This window comes from Pseudoalteromonas sp. JC3 (assembly GCF_030291895.1).
Taxonomy (GTDB): domain Bacteria; phylum Pseudomonadota; class Gammaproteobacteria; order Enterobacterales; family Alteromonadaceae; genus Pseudoalteromonas.
Window position 1 is genome coordinate 341026 of the sequence record NZ_CP127856.1, and the last position, 21387, is coordinate 362412.

20 protein-coding genes are annotated in these 21387 nt (G+C 43.4%); 6 read left to right on the plus strand and 14 right to left on the minus strand.

Translation table 11 applies throughout. The features are described 5' to 3' along the window. Nucleotides 1–44: 44 nt before the first annotated feature. Genes QSH61_RS20300 through QSH61_RS20315 form a run of 4 tightly spaced genes read right to left on the minus strand, consistent with a single transcriptional unit; the run spans nucleotide 45 to nucleotide 2685 of the window. A complete protein-coding gene (locus QSH61_RS20300) occupies nucleotides 45–1523 on the minus strand; it encodes an FAD-binding domain-containing protein (protein ID WP_206471959.1) in 1479 nt (492 codons plus the stop codon). After that, entirely contained in the window at nucleotides 1516–1845 is a 330-nt protein-coding gene (locus QSH61_RS20305) for a hypothetical protein (protein ID WP_206471960.1), read from the minus strand. Before QSH61_RS20305 ends, QSH61_RS20300 begins: the two co-directional genes overlap by 8 nt. Beyond that, on the minus strand, nucleotides 1838–2101 hold the full coding sequence (locus QSH61_RS20310) for a DUF3081 family protein (RefSeq protein WP_010373027.1): 264 nt from the start codon (nucleotides 2099–2101) through the stop codon (nucleotides 1838–1840). The genes QSH61_RS20305 and QSH61_RS20310 overlap by 8 nt, the downstream gene beginning before the upstream one ends. Nucleotides 2102–2145: 44 nt before the next feature. Next, a complete protein-coding gene (locus QSH61_RS20315; RefSeq protein WP_226899315.1) occupies nucleotides 2146–2685 on the minus strand; it encodes an isochorismatase family protein in 540 nt (179 codons plus the stop codon). Between the two features lie 103 nt (nucleotides 2686–2788). Here QSH61_RS20315 and QSH61_RS20320 point away from each other — a divergent pair, with 103 nt between their 5' ends. Next, nucleotides 2789–3742 carry a ribonuclease Z gene (locus tag QSH61_RS20320; RefSeq protein WP_206471961.1) on the plus strand — a complete coding sequence of 318 codons (954 nt, stop codon included), beginning with the start codon at nucleotides 2789–2791 and terminating at the stop codon, nucleotides 3740–3742. Here the strand turns inward: QSH61_RS20320 and QSH61_RS20325 are convergent. Continuing rightward, on the minus strand, nucleotides 3739–5052 hold the full coding sequence (locus tag QSH61_RS20325) for a DUF2252 family protein (protein ID WP_206471962.1): 1314 nt from the start codon (nucleotides 5050–5052) through the stop codon (nucleotides 3739–3741). The genes QSH61_RS20320 and QSH61_RS20325 overlap by 4 nt on opposite strands. Before the next feature lie 3 nt (nucleotides 5053–5055). After that, complete coding sequence (locus QSH61_RS20330) at nucleotides 5056–5886, minus strand: polyphosphate kinase 2 family protein (protein ID WP_206471963.1); 831 nt, start codon at nucleotides 5884–5886, stop codon at nucleotides 5056–5058. A 371-nt stretch (nucleotides 5887–6257) separates the two neighbouring features. Between QSH61_RS20330 and QSH61_RS20335 the strand changes: the two genes are divergently transcribed. Next, nucleotides 6258–9161: a hypothetical protein gene (locus QSH61_RS20335; RefSeq protein ID WP_206471964.1), complete on the plus strand. Its 2904-nt coding sequence runs from the start codon at nucleotides 6258–6260 to the stop codon at nucleotides 9159–9161. A 24-nt stretch (nucleotides 9162–9185) separates the two neighbouring features. Here the strand turns inward: QSH61_RS20335 and QSH61_RS20340 are convergent, their stop codons facing one another. The 3 genes from QSH61_RS20340 to QSH61_RS20350 all read right to left on the minus strand — a co-directional run bounded on the left by QSH61_RS20340 (nucleotide 9186) and on the right by QSH61_RS20350 (nucleotide 12234). Beyond that, nucleotides 9186–10124, minus strand: coding sequence for a formylglycine-generating enzyme family protein (locus tag QSH61_RS20340; RefSeq protein ID WP_206471969.1), 939 nt, complete (start codon nucleotides 10122–10124; stop codon nucleotides 9186–9188). Nucleotides 10125–10256: 132 nt separating this feature from the next. Then, nucleotides 10257–11198: a formylglycine-generating enzyme family protein gene (locus tag QSH61_RS20345; RefSeq protein WP_206471978.1), complete on the minus strand. Its 942-nt coding sequence runs from the start codon at nucleotides 11196–11198 to the stop codon at nucleotides 10257–10259. Nucleotides 11199–11343: 145 nt separating this feature from the next. After that, nucleotides 11344–12234: a formylglycine-generating enzyme family protein gene (locus QSH61_RS20350; protein WP_211200886.1), complete on the minus strand. Its 891-nt coding sequence runs from the start codon at nucleotides 12232–12234 to the stop codon at nucleotides 11344–11346. Nucleotides 12235–12462: 228 nt separating this feature from the next. On the opposite strand from QSH61_RS20350, the gene QSH61_RS20355 reads away from it, so the two are divergent. Continuing rightward, the gene (locus QSH61_RS20355) at nucleotides 12463–13005 is read left to right on the plus strand and encodes a cysteine hydrolase family protein (RefSeq protein ID WP_010605386.1); all 543 of its coding nucleotides are present in this window, start codon (nucleotides 12463–12465) and stop codon (nucleotides 13003–13005) included. 161 nt (nucleotides 13006–13166) lie between these two features. Here QSH61_RS20355 and QSH61_RS20360 read toward each other — a convergent pair whose 3' ends face one another. Beyond that, the gene (locus tag QSH61_RS20360) at nucleotides 13167–13526 is read right to left on the minus strand and encodes a hypothetical protein (protein WP_206471988.1); all 360 of its coding nucleotides are present in this window, start codon (nucleotides 13524–13526) and stop codon (nucleotides 13167–13169) included. Nucleotides 13527–13760: 234 nt separating this feature from the next. On the opposite strand from QSH61_RS20360, the gene QSH61_RS20365 reads away from it, so the two are divergent. Next, complete coding sequence (locus QSH61_RS20365; RefSeq protein ID WP_206471989.1) at nucleotides 13761–14651, plus strand: hypothetical protein; 891 nt, start codon at nucleotides 13761–13763, stop codon at nucleotides 14649–14651. Nucleotides 14652–14730: 79 nt separating this feature from the next. On the opposite strand, the gene QSH61_RS20370 is transcribed toward QSH61_RS20365, so the two are convergent. From QSH61_RS20370 to QSH61_RS20380, 3 genes are all read right to left on the minus strand, one after another. Beyond that, nucleotides 14731–15534 (minus strand): DUF1338 domain-containing protein, encoded by an 804-nt coding sequence (locus QSH61_RS20370; protein WP_206471991.1) that lies wholly within the window; start codon nucleotides 15532–15534, stop codon nucleotides 14731–14733. Between the two features lie 76 nt (nucleotides 15535–15610). Continuing rightward, entirely contained in the window at nucleotides 15611–16636 is a 1026-nt protein-coding gene (gene astA / locus QSH61_RS20375; protein WP_010605388.1) for an arginine N-succinyltransferase, read from the minus strand. Between the two features lie 30 nt (nucleotides 16637–16666). Then, entirely contained in the window at nucleotides 16667–17872 is a 1206-nt protein-coding gene (locus QSH61_RS20380; protein WP_174169237.1) for an aspartate aminotransferase family protein, read from the minus strand. 184 nt (nucleotides 17873–18056) lie between these two features. On the opposite strand from QSH61_RS20380, the gene QSH61_RS20385 reads away from it, so the two are divergent. After that, nucleotides 18057–18485, plus strand: a complete 429-nt coding sequence (locus QSH61_RS20385; protein ID WP_010372995.1) for an Lrp/AsnC family transcriptional regulator — start codon at nucleotides 18057–18059, stop codon at nucleotides 18483–18485. 139 nt (nucleotides 18486–18624) lie between these two features. On the opposite strand, the gene QSH61_RS20390 is transcribed toward QSH61_RS20385, so the two are convergent. Then, nucleotides 18625–20526, minus strand: coding sequence for a putative bifunctional diguanylate cyclase/phosphodiesterase (locus QSH61_RS20390; RefSeq protein WP_206471994.1), 1902 nt, complete (start codon nucleotides 20524–20526; stop codon nucleotides 18625–18627). Between the two features lie 556 nt (nucleotides 20527–21082). Here QSH61_RS20390 and QSH61_RS20395 point away from each other — a divergent pair. After that, nucleotides 21083–21382, plus strand: a complete 300-nt coding sequence (locus tag QSH61_RS20395) for an isoamylase early set domain-containing protein (RefSeq protein WP_010372991.1) — start codon at nucleotides 21083–21085, stop codon at nucleotides 21380–21382. The last annotated feature ends 5 nt before the right edge of the window (nucleotides 21383–21387 follow it).

A 21387-nucleotide genomic window follows, 5' to 3' on the forward strand; every position in this document is an offset into this window, starting at 1 on the left:
TCTTTTTAGGGTGAAAGGCGGAACATTGTGCAAAAACGGATCAGTTAGAATAGCTTAAGCTGATTTTTATCAGAACTTGCTTGTTTTTTGCGTCCACGACTTGAGCGACGCCTTGAAGCGTGAGTATGAAGCACTCTGCCTGTTTCATCTTTATCTAGATGTTGCTTATAAAATGCGGAGATTTTTTCACGGGCAATTTTTGCTGCGTCATCGGGTAATATAGCAGGGCGCTGATATTGGTCTTCTTTTAAGCTGGTATAAAACCAAGGTGTATGCAAGTAATGCGTTGGAACGTGATTAAGCTCAGGAATGTAGCGGCGAATAAATTGGCCTTCTGGATCATATTTTAGCCCCTGCGTTATGGGGTTATAGATGCGAAACGGATTTATCCCAGTAGTGCCTGACTGCATTTGTACCTGAGGATAGTGGATCCCAGGTTCATAATCTATAAATAGAGTGGCAAGTCTTGCTGCTGGTTGTTTCCAATCAAGCCATAGATGATAGCTTGAAAACGCCATCAACATTGCGCGCATGCGAAAGTTTATCCAGCCTGTGGCGATCAGCATTCGCATACAGGCATCAATAAAGGGGACGCCCGTGTTGCCGTGAGCCCAAAGTTCATAACGTTGCGTATTAAATTCACTCGCACGCATATCAATTAAGGATGCATGCACAGCGCGCTCAGCATAAAGCGGTTCTGATTCGAGCTTTTGCACAAAGTGGCTATGCCAGTAAAGCCGTGATAAGAAACCGCTCTTATTGCGTTTTGAGTCAACATTTAATTCAAGAGTTTGTTGTAACACATCCCTGAGGCTTAGCACGCCATAGGCCAAATACGGACTGAGTCTGGAGCTACTGGTTACGGCTTTTACCGGGCTTGAGATACCAAATAAATAGTTGTCTATCCTATGATTAAAAAAGCTATTCAAGGTTTGCTGCGCGGCTTTGAGTCCACCTAATTGTGGCTTTGGGGCTGAGTTGCTGTCATTCCCAGGGTAGTCATTTAAAAGTGCAATACCACTATGCTGTTGCAGCAGTGGATTGATTTTTGAAGGCGTTGGTAGGCAGTCGCTTTGCAGCCAGTCCTCGGCTTGCTGTTGCCACTTATCACGATTAATTTTTCCCCTAAATACGGCTTGTTGGCGATATTCTTCATACGATACGTGTCGTTCTTTGCACCAGGCAATAACACGCAAATCGCGCTCAAATGTCCATGTATTCCCCGTTTCTTGATGGCAATAAAGGGTTGCGATCGCGATGTGCTGATGGATCTTTTCAAGTATTTCAATGATATCACCCTGGCGAATCGTCAGCGTGCCACCTAAAAGCTGCAGCTGCTCTGCAAGGCTTAGCAGCGACTCCTTCAAAAATTGAAATTGTCTTTCGCTGGTATCGGGGAGCTGCCAGTATTCAGGTTCGATAACATACAATATCAGGGTTGGTCTGCCATTATTACACGCTTCGTAAAGTGGTCTATGGTCGGACACTCTTAAGTCACGTTTGAGCCAAACGAGGTTAATCATCTAACACACCCTTAAACAATAAAGGGTAGCGGCGTAGGCGTTTTCCTATGTAGTCGTCGGCGAGGATCTGCTGGCAAATTCGCTCTACATCATCGTCCACCGCAAACACCCAATCAAAGCGCTCAATGGCGAGCAAAAATCCACGTTTTAAAAAGCGTTGCTGGCGAAATTCATCGCAGTTCTGTTTGATTATCTTGAGTTTACTTGGATTTTCCCTGAGCGCTTCGACGACCTTACTTACATATGTGCGGGTTTGTTTGCTTTCAGGGTGGGGACGTCTAACGCGACGTCCTCGGTTGGTATTTGGATATAAGCTACTCATTCGCCTCTTTAAAAATGTAATCTAGCTTCTTAATAAAATCGTCTTTGTGCTTATCTTGTTCATAATCCAAGTGATAAGTATTATGAAACCCAGAGCGCAGTAACACGCCACTGCCTTGCAGGTATATGGTGTAACCATCTGGATCTGAATAGGCCACTATGCCCTCATAGCGTTTACCTTCTTCGGTTACTTCACCGTGCTTTTGAATATGCTCGAACACCGTTAACAAGAACTTGCTATCTAATTCATTTTTCATTGTTCACCTCGATACTTGGAATACGCTTTCACTGTGATAGCCGATCACTTAACTAACGCTGAAATTGCCTTAAATTGCTCATTTTTGGCTGATTTTAGCCACTGAAATAAAATAGACTCTAAAGCCAAAAAGCGTGCGCCATCTGCCTGCATCTGCATTAGCGCCCAATCAGTGTGTTTTGGATTGCGTGAGCAAATACCATCGGCAACTATTACAACGTTGAAATTGTCCGCCAGCAGGTCATTGACGGTTTGTTGTACACAGATATGACTTTCGAGGCCAACCACGACGATGGTGTCGCGTTTATATTCTTGAATAGCTTGTTTGCATGATTCAACGTGGTAAGCACTAAACGCGGTTTTTTCGATAACCGGGAGATTAAATTCAAGTAAACTCGGTGCTGTATGGCCAAGCCCTTTGGGATATTGCTCAAAAATCAGTGCGGGAACAGTCAAATGTTCTGCAGCTTGTAGTAGGGTGGTTACTTGGCGCTCGATATCGCCAAATACCTCAATATGAGGACGAAATTTTTCTTGAATATCGATCACTAAGATCATGCTGTCCGAAGGTATCAAATTCATCATCTTCTCCTTAGAGATTACGTTGCAAGGCGAGCACGCGCGCTTCGCTAATACGTTATTTATTCGTTACAATGGTATACCCACTTAAAAAGTAAACGGTTTTGGCGTGAAAGTACATTTTCTTGGCACTTCTTCAGGTAGCCCATCTAAACAACGTAATATGTCGGCAGCGGCAGTAAGCTTTGAAAATACCAAAGCCTGGGTACTAATTGACTGCGCCGAAGCAACCCAGCATGCGCTGCTGCACAGTGAGTTAACCCTATATCATCTCGAAGCGATTTGTATTACCCATCTTCATGGGGATCATTGCTATGGATTACCCGGACTCATTTCATCCATGGCATTAAACTCTCGCAAAGCGCCGCTAAAATTAATTGCGCCGAGGGCCGTTATTCAGTTTGTGCAAAGCTGTTTTACACTGACAGAGGTGAGACTAAGTTTTGACTTAATCACCATCGCCCTTGAAGAAATAAACGATAAGCTACCGCTTGAAAGTTGCGATATCGAAACCATAGCGCTACAACACAGAGTGCCCAGTGCTGGCTATAAGCTCACGGAAAAGTGCATTCCTCGCAAGTTAAAAATAGACCAACTCCAGCAAGATGGCATTGCGTCTGGCGGCCACTACAACCTGTTGCAAAAGGGTCAAGACGTAGAATACCAAGGCCGACTTTTAACCTCAGATGACTACAGTTTTTATAGTTGGCAACCTCGAGTTGTAATAATTTGTGGTGATAACGAAAAGCCCGGCTTGCTATCGCAGATGATAAAAGGGGTCGATTTGCTTGTTCATGAAGCTACCTTTACCGCTGCTGATCTTCATAAAGTAGGTTTTCATACAGGACATAGCGATGCCAAGCGCATCGCTCAATTTGCACAATTACATCAAGTGCCGATGCTCGCGCTCACTCATTTTAGCGTGCGCTATCATGGCGAGGGCATGCTGCAGCCTCTTATTGAAGAGGCCAAGTTGCACTTTAGCAATGCACTCATCATTGCAGAGGATGGTCTGATTGTAGACATTCCAAAGCAAAAGCAAGTTGAGTGCGTAACAGCTTAGCTCTGGGATTGCTCGCAAAACCAACGCCAATCGGCTACGACTTGCTCGCTGTAATGACTGGCCGATTTGACCAATTCATCGATGAGACTAGGCAAAATGGCTACGGCATCCTCTTGAAATTGTAAGGAGCGTCTATCTGCTCGCATATGTGAAAGGGCAAGTGCTTCACCGCAAGCTTCTGCATATTGGCTAAAGCCCGACTTAGTCGCTGCACGTTTACCGATGGTGATGTCTTCTGGGTCTATACCAACGCGAGCATGATGGCGCGAGCGTACCAGCCAGTGACTGCCTTGCCACAGTGCATTATCTAAAATGAGATCGGTACGGCGCTGCATTTTTCTTTGACTGTTGACGGTTAAGTGTGCGGGATCTAAGCGATTCACAGGGCTTAAACTTGCAAAGTAAGCAAGAGGCGAAGCGAGTTGCTGTTGTTTTACCTCCACAATGTGGCATAGCGGCAAAATATCTTTAGTGGGCTTTTGTACGTTTGGGCCAACCAACAAATAATATCTGCTCAGATGCAATGAGCCTGTGCCTTGGTCGATACGCTCAACACAATCTAAAATTTCGTCATCAACATAGGGCGCGAAGTGATGAATAAGGTTTTCTTTTAAATCGGGGTCAAGTTGCTTAAACTTCAGTTTGTCTTCGCGAAAACGTAGCGGCTTAATGCTGAGGTCGATTTCCTTTGCGAGCGTGCTTTTTATCGTAAACGCGGCGCCACCCGCCATTCTTTGCAACCCTTTTTGCCATCGTTTATGCAGTATATGATTATTATCAAATTCGGTTAAGCCTGTGTTGCTATCGACCTTATGCTCCAGCGACAACTGACAGGCTTTTAGGTAACTGTGTAAAAAGTCCAATTGTGCTTGGGCAACTAGCTCTTTACTGACCAAAGGTTTACTTCGGTCTTTAATATCCTGAGCTTGCTCTTGAATACGCCCACCTTCTAGTTGGGTAAGCGGTAAACTCACTAAAAAGCGAAACAGGTCCCATACAGCGTGTCCGACGCAGGCGTCATCGAAGTCATTAGGTTCAAAAATTAGGGTATCGCCGTGGCTGCCTTCTTCACTATGAAAGCCAAAATTGCCCGTATGACAATCGCCCATTACGTAGGTGAGTGGCAGGCTGGTGGCCGCTTCAGGTAACTGTAATTGTTGCTCCAGTAAGTCCTTATACATAAGCGCGGCACTACCACGGAAGAACCGAAATGGACTGAGTCTCATTTTGTCGAATTTACTGCACTCATTGCTTACGTGAATGCCTTCACGCTCATTAAAGTAAGATGCAAGATAGTCGTGACGATTCATGGATTAGTCCTCCCTTTGAATAATACCCAATTGAGATTTTGCCAGTTTTACAACGGCTTTATCGATAGGTGGGGGACTAGTATCAACCCCCTTACTTAGTGCTTCGACAATGGTTTTCATCACTTGTACGCGGGCATACCATTTATGTTCCGCGAGGATCAAATGCCATCCCGCTAAATTTGTATCGGTTTTAGCAAACATATTATCAATTGCTTGCTCATAATCTTGTCGCTTTTGGCGGTTGCGAATATCTTCTTCCGTTAGTTTCCAGCGCTTATACGGATTATTTAAACGCTCTGTAAAGCGCTTGAGCTGTTCATCTTCGCTAATGTGTAAAAATAGCTTAACAATGCGGACGTTATCATCTGTTAGCAGACGCTCAAATTCATTGATTTCTTGATAGGCGCGGTGCCACTCTTGCTCACTAGCAAACCCTTCAACCCGTTCTACCAACACTCGGCCGTAATATGAACGGTCAAAAATAGTCATAGTACCCCGAGGAGGTAGCTTAGTTTGAAACCGATAAAGGTAATGCCGGCCTTGTTCCTCAGGCGTTGGTTTTGCGATTGGGTAGACCTTAACGCCGCGCGGATCGAGCTGTTCTGTCATGCGGCGAATAGCGCCTCCTTTACCAGCCGCATCCCAGCCTTCAAACACTAAAATAGCGCGCTTCCCTTGATGAAAATAGGCTTGTTGCACATGTAATAGCTGGGTTTGCCAGTACTTTAACTCGCTTTTGTAGTGTTTTTTTGAATCAATAGCAGGATGTGTCATGGGAGGCTTAACACTTAGCCCGCGATTTAGCGCCTTTATTTCTGATACATAACTGGTCATGCTAACTCCTTTAATCGCCTTTGGTTAAGTTGGCCCCGTTGTTGTCAAAGTGCTGTTCAACGCGAAAATATTACCGCACCAACTAACTTTTGAGCGTGTTAGAGTAACCTAGAGTAAACTCTACAGGGACTTTTTGACAATGATATGTCATACCATTTTGTCTTACACTTCCTTAATTTGAGGGAGCTAATCGGGCGCTAACGGCGTTAAAAACTTCTCATCATTTAGAACAGGCAAATAGCAAAATTTTTCCTTGATTGAATAACTGACTCCATCAGTATAAAATCTACCCCGAATAATATCTCGCGCTCATTGATGAGTAGCAAATTGCATTGATGAGGAACAACCGGAATAAACAAGGAAGGATTGGCATGAAGCCTTTTGACAAATGGCCTGCGCTTATGCAAGACGCACAGCAAGGTACATTCGATGATTCACTTTTTCAGTCAGATTCAGACGTAAAAAATTCGGCACAACCAACCAGATTGCCGATGGCTAAAGTGCCCACCATCATTCTTAAAGCACTTAACCCCCATCACACCGACTATATTCGTATTGACCCAAAAGAAGCTCGTTACTGGCATGGTGGACTTCATCACCATGACGATAGACAACTACTTGTTATTTCAAATAACCAAGCACAACGTCTCAAAACGGTTTCTCAAGGCAATATAAAGGAGATCTTTGCGTTTATTAAAAAGTCAGCGCTTGAGGCTAAAGTGGAAGGTCAGTTCGGTTCTGGTGGCAGTAAAGGCTTCTCGGGTGGGGCGGGAGAGTTAAGCCAAAACGGTGCACATTTAGGTGCCGCAGCTAAATATGCTGCTACAAGCGATTACTCAAAAAATGATGGTGTGGGCTTCAATAGTAGCCAAGGAGCAGGTACAACGCGCCTGTCAATGGGTAAGAGTAACGCTGGCATTCAAAAAACACCCACTAAGCTAGAAAGTACAGCACAACCCATAGATACTATTGCGCCATCTGTCATTATTGGTCAACCTAATCCAAAGCAAATCGTAAAACTAGAGCAAAACCAAGCCACTAAAAGACGTTTTGCAAATCATGTATTAGGGCCGGGAGAAACTGCCGCGAGTGTTGTCGAGCAGTATACTGGCACACCAAATGAAAGCCGTATATATGGCTTCAACCATCCTCAGTTTACTATAAAAAATCCTCCCAAAGCGGGTGATAAAGTCAGGGTGAATACCGGCTTTGACGTACTAGTTAAAGGACAATTCTATAATAGCAACAGCGTTAACCTAATCTGGAAAGGGCCAACGTCGGGTTCAAAATCAGCCATATTGGAGCAAGTGAATGGCAACTACATACCAGACAGAGGTTATGATTGGGAGTTGGCGCTACCGCTTGTGGCGGGGGAATACACATTAACCGCTGAAGCCGGAGGTGCGACGCACTCCGTGAGTTTTTCGGTTGAAGAATCTGAAGACCAACAGGAAATTATTGATTTTATATATATTCCAGAAGATAACAGCTTTATAGCGGTCACGCAGTCACTTGCCGATATTTTAGAGCAAGAAATGGAAGTACTTAACCCTCCCATGGAGCAGCTAAAGCAAGCGCTGGCTGGACAACAAGACCTCTCGAAGCAAGATGATAAAGTAATTGACGCAAAAAAGGCGTTAAACGAGACCCTAAAACCACTTGTTTCAGGCCCTACCGCTAATAAAATTACCGAAGTCATTGGCTTTAAAGGCCGAAAGTATACCTATGTGCGCAGTGATAAAATCGCCAATCATACTAGACGCTATAAAATTGATACGGACATTCGAAACGGTCGTCGTTTTAGCGATGCGAATGGCAACTTAGACCGTAGCAAACTGAACAAAGCGCTTAAAAATGATTTGAGCAAGCTAAAGGTCAATTTTAAGTATGATAAGAAGCTTGTCGACACGTATACAACCATATGGGGCGAATGGGCTAGGGAGCTAAATGAAGATCTAAAGATAAAAAGGTTTGAAAAAAGCGACTATTTTGATGCCAGTGCAGAGGCGCGATTAATGCGCTATACCCATGGTGCAGGCATTGCTGCAAACTTTAGCCCAAAGGATGGTGTCTTTTCATTTCAAGCTGATGCCAAAGTCGATTTTGCAGTCGGTGAAGCAAAAGCTGCAATGAGTGGTTACTACCCTAATAAAAATGGGTATGAATTTAAGTTTATGATGCCACTTAAAAATACGACCAAAGAGCGTGAGATAAACTTAGGCGCGATCCGATTAAATGCGACCATTGCCCTTTTTGGCTATGCAGGAGCGAAATTACAAGCGGCGGCAAATGTAGGCTGTACAGTAAAGCAAGGTAAAATGATGCTTGAGGGATTAACCCCTGAACAAGTAAAAGCACTTAGCCGCGCCGATCGCAAGTTTGAACCTGTAAAAGGCGAGCTGAGCGCATTTGCTGGGGTATCCGCAGGCTGTGAGTTAACAGGTGCTTTGCAATGGGATAACCCAGAAAAATCTGGTAAATCTAGTTTTTGTGATTTAGCTAAACTAGGTGGAAAGGCAGAAGGCGCATTTGGCGCCGGTGCACACGCCGGGTGTTTTATTGGTTATGAAGACGGAAGGTTTATACTTCGCGCGAAATTGGGACTTATCTGGGGCGTAGGTGCTGGTGGAGAATTAGTCTGTGAGATAGGTGTAGATGAAATTGTCACGCTTGCCCAATTTGTTTATCACCAGCTTAAAAATAATGATTATGATTACCTTGAATTTATCCAAGAAGATGCTTTTAAAGTATTATACAAAGCAGTATCTATGCACATAGCAACAGGTGATGAAATTATTAATTTCGTAGGTTCTAGTGTTCGTCAAGTCGATACATGGTGGCGAGGAACTGTTTTAATCCATGAGCGCGCGAAAGATATGATGGATAATATTCTACAAAAGCCCGAAATGTTAAAATTTACGGTGCCTGAAGCTAAGGGAGCAATGCTAAATTTACTTGCTAATCCAAATTTAGCGAATTTAATTGACTCTGATGCATACAGCTGGTCCGGCTTAAATGAGCGACGTGAAAATGCGATTATTATTGTACTTAAGCATATTCTTTGCACAGAGGAATTAGACGAAGTATTGCAGAATATGGGAGAGGGCGGTGAAAAATGCAGCCGAGAAGAGGGATTATCTCAGCTTAATAGTATTTTAGAAGGCGCTCAGCAGCATGAATTTGATGCATGGCGACGCAAACTACCAAGTCGAGCACGCTCCGGTTCGGTTGCCGTCGCGATGCTTAATATTAGTCCATTTGTAGCACTTGCATAACAGCGTAATAGCAACCAAAGTTAGCTACTTTGGTTGCATATCTAGCGGTGTAGGTTGATTTAGTACGCATCTAAACCCGATGTCCCTATAGCTAGTGTTCAGTTCATTAGACTCTTGCCGAGTATAAACATTGCTGCCACGTGGCGACTCCATGAAAGTTCCGCCTCGCATAACCTTTTTTGTGCCTTCTTTTGGTCCTTTGGGATCCTGCTCTGGGGAGTTTTGATAGTAATCCTCAGCCCACCAGTCATTAACCCATTCAATCATATTGCCACTTAAGTCATAAAATCCCAATGGGTTAGCGGGGTATGTGCCGGAGGGTTCCGCATAATCAGTATTTAGTTCATAATTCCGACCTTCTTCTATCCGCCCGTTATCTGTGGCAAAAAGAATATTCTCGCCACGGTTTCGTGCTGCAAATTCCCATTGTGCTTCTGTTGGTAAATCAAAGGGGAGTTGTGTGAGTTTCGCCAGCCATAAACAATAGTTTTTTGCGCCATACCAACTTACTCCAGCAGGGAATTCAGGGGCGCGCCAAATTTCATCTTTATCCCATTCTTCCCACACGGTTTTTGGTAGGTCATTTACTGCGGTATGTAAATCAAAATCGCCATAGCTTACCTCATAAGCGCCCATCGAATAGCTGGTAAGGGTCACCTTATGAGCGGGTTTATTATCGCGGGCTATGGTCCAAGGCAAGTTATTAGGACCTCCACCATCGCCCATCATAAAACTGCCGCCTTCAACAAACACCATTTGGGCTTTTGTGCGCTCAATCAGTATTTGCACTTGTTTGTCTTGCTCGCCAGTAAGCGCGTCTATTTGTTGGCCAAGGTCGTCACACCCGCTCATTACCAAACACAGTACTGCGAGGCTGGGAACGGTTGTGTATTTATTGGTGATAATATTGCGGCGATTAATGTTGGCAAAGTGGGGGAGTGAATGTATCCGTTTATTTTCCATATGGTGACTTTCCTATGTTACTTATTTATCCTTAGTGCAGCTCAAGCATACCAAGCGTACAGGCGAAATCAAAACTGCAACAGCATAAAGTAAGTAGTTTGAATAAACGCTGACTTTTACGATGACAATGAACTAGTTAACTGATTGAACAGGAATTGGCTTAGCTTGATTAAGCACGCAGCGAAATCCAGTTGCCCTGTATGCCTTTTTTAGTTTCTCAGATTCTTGCCGTGTATATACATTACTGCCACGGGGAGACTCTAAAAACATCCCGCCACGCATGACCTTTTTTGTGCCTTCTTTTGGCCCTTTAGGATCCTGTTCTGGGGAGTGTTGATAGTAATCCTCAGCCCACCAGTCATTGACCCACTCAATCATATTGCCGCTTAAATCATAAAATCCTAATGGGTTAGCGGGGTATGTGCCAGAAGGCTCCGCATAATCAGTATTTAGTTCATAATTCCGGCCTTCTTCTATCCGCCCGTTATCTGTGGCAAAAAGAATATTCTCGCCACGGTTTCGTGCTGCAAATTCCCATTGTGCTTCTGTTGGTAAATCAATTGGGAGTTGTGTGAGTTTTGCCAGCCATAAACAATAGTTCTTAGCACCATACCAACTCACTCCCGCAGGGAATTCAGGGGCGCGCCAAACTTCCCCTTTACCCCAATCCTCCCACATGGTTTTTGGTAGGTCGTTTACTGCGGTATATAAATCAAAATCGCCATAGCTTACCTCATAAGCGCCCATCGAATAGCTGGTAAGGGTCACCTTATGAGCGGGCTTATTATCGCGAGCTATGGTCCAAGGCAAGTTATTTGGACCACCGCCATCGCCCATCATAAAGCTGCCGCCTTCAACAAACACCATTTGGGCTTTTGTGCGCTCAATTAGTGCTTGCACTTGTTTGTCTTGCTCGCCAGTAAGCGCGTCTATTTGTTGGCCTAGGTCGTCGCACCCAGTCATTACCACACACAGTACTGCGAGGCTGGGAACGGTTGTGTATTTATTGGTGATAATATTGCGACGGTTAATGTTGGCAAAGTGGGGGAGTGAATGTATCCGTTTATTTTCCATATGGTGACTTTCCGTATGTTACTTATTTATCCTTAGTGCAGCTCAAGCATACCAAGCGTACAGGCGAAATCAAAACTGCAACAGCATAAAGTAAGTAGTTTGAATAAACGCTGACTTTTACGGTGATAAATGAGATGACAATGCACTAGTTAACTGATTGAACAGAAAGTGACTTCGCTTGGTTTAGCGCACAGCGAAATCCTTTAGCACGATACGCTTCATCAAGCTCATCTGACTCTTGCCGTGTATATACATTACTACCGCGAGGAGACTCTAAAAATCTTCCTCCTCGCATAACCTTTTTTGTGCCTTCTTTTGGCCCTTTAGGATCCTGCTCTGGGGAGTGTTGATAGTAATCCTCAGCCCACCAGTCATTGACCCATTCAATCATATTGCCGCTCAAGTCATAAAATCCTAATGGGTTAGGCGGATAGGTGCCACTAATATGCGGCTCTGGCTCTTCGGCGAGAGAGTAATTTACACCGAGTTCAAGCATACCTGTATTGGTGGCAAACAAAATATTTTCGCCACGGTTTCGTGCTGCAAATTCCCATTGTGCTTCTGTTGGTAAATCAAAGGGGAGTTGTGTGAGTTTCGCCAGCCATAAACAATAGTTCTTAGCACCATACCAACTCACTCCCGCAGGGAATTCAGGTGCGCGCCAAACTTCCCCTTTACCCCAATCCTCCCACATGGTTTTTGGTAGGTCGTTTACTGCGGTATATAAATCAAAATCGCCATAGCTTACCTCATAAGCGCCCATCGAATAGCTGGTAAGGGTCACCTTATGAGCGGGCTTATTATCGCGAGCTATGGTCCAAGGCAAGTTATTAGGACCTCCACCATCGCCCATCATAAAGCTGCCGCCTTCAACAAACACCATTTGGTCTTTAGTGCGCTCAATTAGTGTTTGCACTTGTTTGTCTTGCTCGCCAGTAAGCGCGTCTATTTGTTGGCCTAGGTCGTCACAACCGCTTATGACCAAGCATAGTAATGCCGTTAAAGGGGTTAATATCTGGTGATCAATCTTGTCCATAAGTGTGCTATCCACAAGGTCTTTGCATACACATTTATCATAACTTGTTTAGCTGTATTGAAACATAGCCAATGTGGCAGTAAGACCAATGTATAAATATTAAAATGACAATATAACGCTTGTGATTTATATTGCTTGGGCACTACAACCCTTGAAAGAATGAATGCTGTTCAAGCTGTTGGCGGCTTTTTAATTTATAAGCAAGATTATGCCCAAAAAGAGTATGCTATGAAATCTGCAGTATTGGTAATTGATGTACAGAGTCTTTTATTCGACCCAGAGCCCAAACCGTATGCAAGTGAAGAGGTGTTAAGCCAAATTAACTTAGTGACAGATTGGGCTCGAAAGCAAGGCATGCCAGTTATCTATATTCAACATGAGCAAAACGGTACTGCGATTGAGTATGGTAGTGAAGGTTGGCAATTACAATCAGTACTTCAAGTTGACGCCAATGATCAGTTCGTGCGTAAAACCACCCCAGATTCATTTTTAAACACAAATCTGTCTAACATACTTGAAGAACATGGAGCTCAACATATTTATGTTTGTGGTTATGCTACAGAGTTTTGTGTTGATACAACGAGTCGGCGAGCCGCGGGTTTGGGTTATGCAGTTACATTAGTGGCGGATGCCCATACCACACATTGCAAAAAGCACATGTCAGGTGAACAAATAAGAATACATCATAATGCCACACTGCCAAGTATCTCCAGTTTTGGAGTGAAAATATCCGCGGTGTCTACTGCCAAAATTATTGCTTTAGGTGACTGATACAGTCTAATTTTGTTGAGGGATTACCATTTCCTGTCACTGTTTTCACTTACTCGTCCTAATAACCGGCTGTTAAGGGTTATACATGTTATTACACAAGTGTGAAGCAAACCGGAAATGGTCCTCCTATAAGTTTTGATCTAAGTCTTTGAACCAAAGGACTATTCAATCCACATCCATGCAATTAAAGGCGGGGTAGTCGCGTTTTTAAATGTGATATTAATTACGATATCGTCCTGTGTGTTCTCGTATTTCGCTGCAAATATCAGCATTGGATCCTGACCTCTTCGAAGAGACGCTAACAAGGTTTTGGATTTTAAGCGGCCAAGCTGCGGCGCGATTTCATGGTATGCCCGTAAAAATCCCTCCTCAGAAACCTTTTTGGCTAAGTCGGCGGTTATTACAGATAAATATGCTTGATAGTTTCCTCTCTCATGCGCTTTCAAAGCATTGTCGACAACTGGCATGAGAAGGCGAAGCGCCTCTTTTTCAGTTGAACCAAACGTTCCAAAATAATTCATAACTATTATCCTTGTCTAATCATCTTCACTACTGATTTTTCAACAACAGGTAATGAATATAAACAATATTTTTAAGTGTCTCAAACACTGTAAAAAGTCTAAGTACCTATTTCAATTGTGGGGTTAATACTTTTATACTAGGGTCTGTTGTTCTTTGCTGCTGCAAAAACAAACTTGAAAGATAAACAGGCCCTAACTTACGAGTAAGCAACGTTATTTAATAAGGAGATAGTAATGAATGCTTATAATATCGAAATATTGAAACAATCCATTGACGATAAAACACGCTTTGATGGCTGGGTATTTGGTTTGCCCCCCGGAATTAAAGCCAATCAATGGCCGCTGGACCCACATACCGGCTACCCGCTAAAACACAGCTTTACACTAAAATTGCCAGAGGGTTATCGCACTGATGAGAATGCGTATGCGGTTAGCTTTTTTGCAATCGCGGTTGATCACAATGATGGCGGGCCCGAATATATTGAAGGGTTAGAAGAGGCGTTATTTGCCGAGCAGTCGCCAGATGAACCGCTATTCAAACCCTTTTGGCAGGCGATGCAAACGGTTCATCCTAGCTGTAAGTTTGCAGCGGATACGCTAGATTGTTATTACGCAACGCTCCTGCTTAGTGAAGCTGAGTTTTACGGCGAGCTCTGTTCACCGCCAACCATTATTGAACGGCATTTTGAAGATGATGTTTGCGTCCCTGGATGGCTAGTCGAGGGTGGGGCGAGTTGCTTTTGGAAAATGAACTATTCCCAGTACCTCAGTTTGCCAGCTGAAGAGTACCAAATATATCGCGAGCTTGGTGGAATTCCCCCAGAAGCAGTAAGTTTTAACCGTGCAATTACGCTTGTTGCTAACCCTAGTGATCCTAATGCGGGCAAGATGCCCAGCGAATATGAAGATACAGGTTATATTGATCCGTACGAAGGCGACCCTGAGTGGTTAGAGAGTGTTTCGCCAAACCATTTAGGCGGGACGAGTTTAAACGGTCAAGGGATCCCTGATTTTCTTACACCTTACTACATCGAATTCGAAGAGATCTTAGGTGGGCATAACTTTGGCGGAGGGATAGGTATGCTTGATTTGGTAACTCGTGAGTTTGATTGGAGTTGTGGCTAATATTAACTAAAAAAGCAGCCATAAAGGCTGCTTTACAATTTGGGCAGAGTGCTTAGGCAAGCACTGATTTTAAACGCGATTATCTTGCGTTAGTACTTTCAAAGATTTTGTCAGCAGAAGCTGCAACAAAACCAGTATAGATCTCGCCGTCAGGCTTGGCATAACGCAGAGCAAACTCATAGAAGCAGCTTGGAATGCTAAATGCACCATCGTTAAACTGTACGTTTTGATGATCAGCAAGCGTCGAAGATTGTTCTAGTAACACTTCTGGAGAGCCTTTGATCTCGCCGCCAGAGGTGTTTAGTTCAAAACCGTTGTCTTTGAGCGCTTGGTTTACAGCTTCAATTGTGGTGAAGTTCTTCAGGTAGTTGATGCTTACCGTAAAGTGGTTAGCGCGGTAACCCCATGCAGACATCCATGCGGCATACTCGCTCTCAGCCAGTAGTTTTTTGTATGTCTCGTGAGAAACGCGCCAGTGGGTGCCAGAATACAGGAAGTTTTCAGCTGTTACTGCAGACTCGTCGATTTGCTCAACCATGTCTTTAACGATAGCTTGTAGTTCTTCTGAACATTTTTCAACGAGCAGCTCAGAGATAAACACCTTTGGTTTCGTTGGATCTTGGTGTTCATAGTGCTTGGCATATAGCTTTTTCGCTTCAAAGTGGTATTCGCCACATTCTGTGTAACCTACTGCTTTAAAATGTGCAGCGAGCTTTTCTAGACCTACTTTTTCAATATTAAAAGTACGCAATGCGATGTGGTCATTGATCACGTCGTCTTTTTGCGTTGAGCCGAGTAGTTCATGAACTTTAACTGCAGAAGGTGTTACTTCTAGGTAGTTGTCCCACAGGCGTTCAAATAGTGTATCTACGTTGTTGTGCATAATGGTTTCCTAATTTTTTGTCTTGGTGACAGCTTGTTAAACTTTATACCAATTGGTATCAGCACGACATTGAAATCTATAGTTTAAATGCGTTTATCAGTTCACCTTGAGTGACATCAAGCGCATTGGCTACCTCTACGGTCAGCTGAATTTTTTCTTCCGCTTCGCACAGATAAGCCTGATCGGTAAACGTGGCTTTAAACGCGTCTAATCGACCATTTGAAATAGCAAGATTAGGGAGCTTGTCAGGTAGTGAAGCGACTATTTCAACCTCACCTTTAAACGACTCTCTAACCGTTCTAATGTTGTCTAGTTTGGCTTCTACCGTTGGACCTGCGTCGAACAAGTCAACATAGCCACGGTGTTCAAACCCTTCTTTTTGTAATAAACGCAAAGCAGGCTTGGTTTTCTCGTGCACTTTACCTATCACAGCTTGTGCTTCTGGACTTAGTAGGTTTGCATAGATGGGATACTTGGGCATAAGTTCACAAATAAACACTTTGTCCCCGAGACCGACCAAGTGATCTGCTTGCGGAAATTCAATGCTAAAAAAGTGTTCTTGCAGCCACTGCCAAAATGGCGAATGGCCATGTTCGTCACTTACACCACGCATTTCCGCAATAACGGTGTCGCTAAAGCGTTCTGCATGTTCTGCCATAAATAAGAAACGACTTCTTGAAAGAAAGCGACCAGCGAAGCCTTGACGATGACCTTCACGTAAAAATAGCGTGCAGATCTCAGAGCTTCCAGTGTAGTCGTTACACATCGACAGAATATCGACGGTATTATAGACACCCAAAGTTCTTGAGTGATGTACTGTTTTACCAAGATGATAGTGATATAAAGGCACTGACATACCGACCGCGGCTTCAATCGCAGTGGTACCTATAATTTCGCCCGTTTGTGTGTCTTCAAGAACGAATAAATAGCCTTCGTCGTATGGTTTTGATACTGACTTTGCAAAGCTTTCAACCGAGCGGTTAATTTTATTAGACAACAATTCGTCATCTACTGGCAGTGAGGTAAACCCATGGCCAGATTCAACCGCAATGGTTTTTAGCGCGTCGAAGTCAGTTTTTTGTATTGGTCTTAATACTAACATGAGAAAGAGGAGACCGAGGTCCCCAGCTCCTTAGCCGTTTACTACTGCAGCAACCGCTTGTTCAAAGCGTGCTAGACCTTCTTGGATCTCTTCATCAGTGATCACAAGGGAAGGCGTAAAACGAACTACGTTAGTACCAGCAACTAATGACATTAAACCGTGCTCTGCACTTGCTACTAGGAAGTCGCGTGCACGGCCTTCAAATTTATCATTGAGCACTGCACCAAGAAGAAGACCTTTACCGCGCACTTCAGAAAATACATTGTATTTGTCGTTAATAGCATTTAGGCCATCTCTGAATAGTTGTTCTTTGGCTTTTACGCCAGCTAACACCGATTCTGTATTTACGGTGTCAAATGCAGCTTCCGCTACTGCGCAGGCCAGTGGATTACCACCATAAGTTGAGCCATGGGTGCCTACTTTAAGGTGAGCTGCAATTTCAGTGGTAGTAAGCATCGCGCCAATCGGGAAACCGCCACCTAGTGCTTTTGCGCTAGTTAGGATATCAGGTGTTACGCCCAGTCCTTGATAAGCATATAGATCACCAGTTCGGCCAACACCCGTTTGTACTTCATCAAAAATAAGTAGCGCGTTGTGCTTATCACATAGTTCGCGCACAGCTTGGACAAACTCAGCATTTGGAGAAATGATCCCGCCTTCACCTTGAAGCGGTTCCATCATAACTGCGCAAGTATTGTCTGAGATTGTTTTTTCAAACGCAGCTAAATCGTTATAGTCGATATGAGTGATATCAGCAGGTTTTGGACCAAAGCCATCTGAATAGGCTGCTTGACCACCAACCGTTACCGTGAAGAAAGTACGACCATGAAAGCCTTTGTTGAATGCGATAATTTGCGTTTTTTCTGCACCAAATTTATCCAGTGCCCAACGACGCGCAAGTTTAAGTGCCGCCTCGTTTGCTTCGGCGCCTGAGTTTGCGAAATAGACTTTTTCTGCGAATGTTGCATCAGTTAACTTTTTGGCAAGGCGAAGCGCCGGCTCGTTGGTCATCACATTTGATAAGTGCCAAATCTTTTCGCCTTGCTCTTTAAGTGCAGAGACTAGTGCTGGATGACAATGGCCTAGACAGTTTACGGCGATACCGCCTGCAAAATCGATGAACTCTCTACCTGTCTGATCCCATACGCGAGAGCCTTGGCCTTTAACTGGAATAACGGCTGACGGGTTGTAGTTTGGAACCATGACTTCATCGAATAATTCGCGATTTGCTTGCATGACGCTTTCTCCTAAATTGTTATCATTGTGCGGTATTACTGTCGAGCAGAAGCTGATTACTTGTTGTTCTGCTCGCAGCCAACTTGCTATTTCTTCATTATTACGCGCTTTTGTAATAATTTGCAGTGCAATAATTCACATATTTGCTATCATTTATGTCAAATTAACATGATTAAATTGCAAAATGATTAGTTCACAAGACGAAAAGCTCATTGCACTGTTGCGTAATAATGCACGAGAGAGCATCTCTGAGTTGGCACGTAAGTTAGACCTTTCCAGAACCACAGTACAAAATCGTATCGCAAAATTAGAGCAAAATGGCGTAATTAAAGGCTATCGCGTAGAGTTCGCGGAGCAGTATATGGACGATTTAGTATCTGCACACGTTTCTATTAAGGTAAAACAAAAACTCACTACAAAGGCGAATTTAGCATTGCAGCAGTTGCCAAATGTTTCTGCGCTTTATGCCATTAGTGGGGAATATGACTTGATTGCCATTGTTGAAGCACAGAGTTTGGAGCAGTTGAGCCATCTGCTAGATGAAATTGGTAATTTAGAGGGGATTGAGCGTACCAATTCATCGGTTATCCTAGAAACCAAATTTAAGCGATAAATAACCTTGCCTTGGTTCAGATTAAATACTGTGGGCGTTCATCACGATTTGCCAAGCACCCCACTTTTAGCATAATAGGTTTCCTAGCGTGCAAGGTGCTGTATGTAGCTAACTTTTTTCGCTTAACTATTAACAGCAGCTACCCAACTTGCTCTGGTAACCAAATGCTGGTGCCGGTGGCTGCGATGTGATTCACATTGCCATTTAACACTTTGCTACCCACATTATTTGAGCTTTCAGGCCGGCTAACTAAGTACCCCTGTACACAGCTAATTCCTAAGTTTTTAACTAGCTCAAATTGTTCGGTTTGTTCAACGCCCTCGGCAACAATCTTTAATTCTAACTGTTGTCCAAGTTCGCTGATGGAATTGAGGATCTTACGGTACTTGGGGTTGCTATTGGCTTGAGTGATAAACAGTTTATCGATTTTTATCACATCAATGGGTAAATCGGCGAGGGTGCTTAGCGAGCTAAAGCCTGTGCCAAAGTCATCAATCGCGACACTTATTCCTGCATCTCGGCATTGTTGTAATTGTGAAATCGTTTCATTGCTGGCCTTGATAAGAGTGGACTCTGTGATTTCCAACATCAAAGCAGTAGCTGGTAAACCGGTTTTTTCTAGGGCAGCATTTACCCATTCAAAGACTTTTCTGTGCTTTAATTGTATTCCAGAAACATTGACCGAGATTTTTACCTTTTTCATCCCTGCATTATGCCATGCACACATTTGCCTACACGACTCAAGTAGGATCCAATCACCAAGCTCTAAAATTAAATTTGACTCTTCTGCAATTGGAATAAATTCGGCCGGTGGAATCTGCCCTTCTATCGGGTGGTTCCAACGAATAAGCGCCTCAAAATAGTCGATAGCACAATCTTCAACATGCACTATCGGTTGGAATGACAGATAAAAGCTTTGCGCAGAGATAGCGAGTCGTAACTCTTCTAAGAGGTAGTGATAACGTCGCATTTTCGACCCCATTTCGGGGGAATAAACTTTAAAAATTCCACGACCATCCGTTTTTGCTCTATACATGGCAACATCAGCCATCTGCAGTAATGAGTTTGGTGTTGCTGCACTATCTGGGTATACCGCGATGCCGATACTTGCTCCAATTTTGACAAGCTTATTGCCAAGCAAGAAATCACGCTCTATATCACTAAGAATGGACTGCGCGATTTCTGTGCACAAACTTGGATTGCTTAATTTGGGAATAAATAGCGAAAATTCATCGCCGCCGAGTCTTGAGAGGTTTTGTTCAAGGCCATGAATAGGGTGGCAATCTTCTAAACCATATTGGCGAACCACTTTTGAGAGCCGAGCAGCAACTTGGATCAGAATTTCGTCGCCAAAACTGTGGCCAAAGGAATCGTTGACCTGCTTAAAGCCGTCCAAATCAATAAATAGCAGGCCACATTTTTGTTGCGCCAACTCAGCTTGCTTTAACTTTGCCTCAATATGGTCAATATATGCATGTCTATCTATAAGCTTTGTGAGCTTGTCTTGAAAAATTTGAGACTCTGAATGGCGTTTTACGCGTGCAAGATGGCTAGACAAGTCGTGGATCGCATGGCTGAGTTTGGCAAGAGAGGACTTATGGTGCAGTGGCGCACTATCAACCTCTAAACGCATCAATATTCCTCCAACGTCCTTATTCACCTCGCTTATATCTTCATCTTGATTACGGTAGCGGCGCTCTGATTTAAAAAGATACGCAACAATCGCGAGTAAAGTTGCAATTGAAATGAGAGTGATTGGAGAAGTAAATACGGCATACCAAACTGTACTTACATCCAGATATTTGGGTATTCCGAGAGTTGATTCTACTGCAACATAAGTGTGGTTTCCGCTTGCTGCAAAGCTCAAACCGTGCAGAAGTGGGGAATACCAAGGTGATATCATTGATACTGTAAGGTGCTCATTTATCGGGGTTGTAGCGATCAGCTCAAGCACGTGGGCCTTAAAAGACAGATGCAGCAATATGACAACAAATATTGTGCCCAGAAGTAGGGTACTTGTTAGTCTTATCGCGTTTGGCATGAATAGGCTTTCCTTAGTAATTCAGACTCTTGCATATTACGGAGTAATTATATGCAGATGCGATCTTCATCGCAAAAAATGTAATCTGAAATTATAGTTGCTAACCTAGTTTTTTACACACTTTAGCATTCAGTTGCAAACTTCATCGTGTGAAAGTACCAAATATTTCACTTTGCAGACTGCTTTATATGAGCGGGATCAATTATTAGTTAAATTCACTTTACATGATAACCATTCTTAACTAGCTTTCTTGTTGACTCTTAATGTGATTGGCTCAGTGATTGCAAGGAACTCATAGCAAACTGAAATCACTGCTTATCTGATTTAGATTGCGCCAAAGCGGTGCAAAATTGCACCAAATTTGTACTGTCATACAAACTCAATATTTGTTTGCTGTACTTAGGGTTGTTGATTTTTAAAGCGAACGGTGAGTTGTCATCTAGTTTCACTTAAATTTCAATATGCTCGACATAAATCGTACACAGTTACCAGTCGTTTGCAGTATTAGCGTACGTCGCTGTGAAATAAGGACTCACAAAAGGTAAACGGGGGTTATATGCTCACTAAACGGTTTTTCAAAACAAAAGACGAAGCAGAAATTACATTTTCATTTTCACACCCAGAAGCGAAAACGGTGGAACTTGCTGGTGATTTTAATGATTGGCAACCTGAGCCGATGAAATTCATCAAAAAAGACAGTGCGTTTAAGCTCAAACACCGTTTACCAACCGACAAAGATTACCACTTCAGATATTTGATTGATGGTGAAGTCTGGGACAACGATCATCAAGCAGATGATTATGTGCCCAACGGCTTTGGAGAAGACAACAGTGTTGTGTCCACAGCGAGAGCGTAACATTA